2 protein-coding genes are annotated in these 1,772 nt (G+C 63.5%); both read right to left on the bottom strand.

Features of this window, described 5'->3' with window-relative positions:
* Positions 1 to 171: 171 nt before the first annotated feature.
* Positions 172 to 1,023, bottom strand: coding sequence for an ABC transporter permease (locus EN964_RS33570; protein WP_127268481.1), 852 nt, complete (start codon positions 1,021 to 1,023; stop codon positions 172 to 174).
* On the bottom strand, positions 1,010 to 1,772 hold a 763-nt coding region (locus tag EN964_RS33565), incomplete at its 5' end, for an ABC transporter ATP-binding protein (RefSeq protein WP_164776312.1). The genes EN964_RS33565 and EN964_RS33570, both read right to left, overlap by 14 nt.

Raw genomic sequence — 1,772 nt, 5'->3', positions numbered from 1 at the left:
GTCCTGCCGGACATCTCCCCCTCAAGGGGGGAGATTGGCAGCGTCCGCGCCGGATCTTTTTTTTCAACGTTGGAGATTGGCGAAGGTCGTGACAACAGCCAATCTCCCCCCTTGAGGGGGAGATGTCCGGCAGGACAGAGGGGGGCGCTTCGCGCCAACCTTTCAGTCATCCTAGCGCTCCTGCTTCAGCGCGCTTTCGTGCCAGCGCCGCAAAATGAGATGCGAAATCAGCGACAGCACGAGGAAGATCAAAATGCCGGTCAGCGAGATCAGGAACAGCGCCGCGAACAGCCGCGGCGCGTTGAGCCGGTAGCCGGCCTCGATGATGCGCGAGGCAAGGCCGGACGACTGGCCGGTGGTGCCGGCGACGAACTCCGCCACCACCGCGCCGATCAGCGACAGGCCTCCGGCGATCTTCAGCCCACCGAGGAAATAGGGCATCGCGGCCGGCAGCCTGAGATAGCGCAGTTGCTGCCAGCGCGTCGCGCCGTTGAGCTTGAACATGTCGCGCAGATTGCGGTCGACGGAGTTGAGGCCAAGCGTGGTGTTGGACAGGATCGGAAAGAAGGCGACGATCCAGGCGCACAGCAGAAGCTTGGTCGTCTGGTCGTTCACATAGATGTTGATCAGCGGAAAGATCGCCACGATCGGCGTCACCTGCAGCACGATGGCGAAGGGGAAGAACGACATCTCCACCCATTTCGATTGTGCGAACAGCACCGCCAGCCCGACCCCGCCGATGACCGCCAGAGCCAGGCTGAGGAAGGTGATGCGCAAGGTCACCAGCAGCGAGGAAAACAGCAAGCCGGCATCGTTGTAGAGTGTCCACAGAACCACGCCCGGGCGTGGCAGGATGTATTGCGGAATCTCATTCCAGACGCAGATGCGATCCCACAGCCAGATCGCCAGGATCATGATCGCCAGCGGCAGCACCCATCGGCCGATCCGCTCGAACCGCGCCTGGCGCACGCGGCGCGCCTCCTCGGGGTCGAGTTCGAGCGCCCGCTCGTCAATGGCCGTCATGATGCGCGCCTGCTGTTGAATTGATGGCCTTGACCAGCACATCGGAAGCCTGACGGCACAGTGCCGCATAGTCGGGCGAGGTGCGAAACGCCTCATCGCGCGGATAGGAGGCCTCGATGGCAAGTTCGTCGAACACCCGGCCCGGCCGCGCCGCCATGACAACGACGCGGTTGGACAGGAACACGCTTTCAAAGACGCTGTGGGTGACGAAGACGACGGTGAAGCGTTCGTCCTGCCACAGTTCCAGGAGATCATTGTTGAGCTTGAAGCGGGTGATCTCGTCGAGTGCCGCGAACGGTTCGTCCATCAGCAGCACGCGCGGTTTGGTCACCATGGCGCGTGCGATCGAGACGCGCATCTTCATGCCGCCGGACAGTTCGCGCGGCACCGCGTCTTCGAAACCGGTCAGGTGAACCCGCGCCAGCATTTCCGTCACCGCAGGTGCCGCCTTGGCACGGGAAATACCTTTCAGCCGCAGCGGCAGCCAGACATTGTCGAAGATGTTGGCCCAGGGCAGCAGCGTCGGCTCCTGAAAGACGAAGCCGATGTTCGAGCGGTCAGCTGAGCCGCCGCCGCGCCAGTCGAGCACGCCGGAGGTCGGCGTCGACAGGCCGGCGATCAGCCGCAGCGCCGTCGACTTGCCGCAACCCGACGGCCCGAGCAGGCTGAGGAAATCGCCTTCCCTGATGGTCAGGTCGACATCGTTGAGCGCCGTCACGCCGTTGGAGAAAACCTTGCCGACGCCACGC

This window comes from Mesorhizobium sp. M7A.F.Ca.CA.001.10.2.1 (assembly GCF_003998575.1).
Classification (GTDB): domain Bacteria; phylum Pseudomonadota; class Alphaproteobacteria; order Rhizobiales; family Rhizobiaceae; genus Mesorhizobium.
This window is presented reverse-complemented; position numbering and strand designations above follow the sequence as displayed.

Excerpts from the sequence above, each read along its gene's own strand:
- EN964_RS33570 (WP_127268481.1), bottom strand. The coding sequence starts at position 1,023 with ATGACGGCCATTGACGAGCGGGCGCTCGAACTCGACCCCGAGGAGGCG.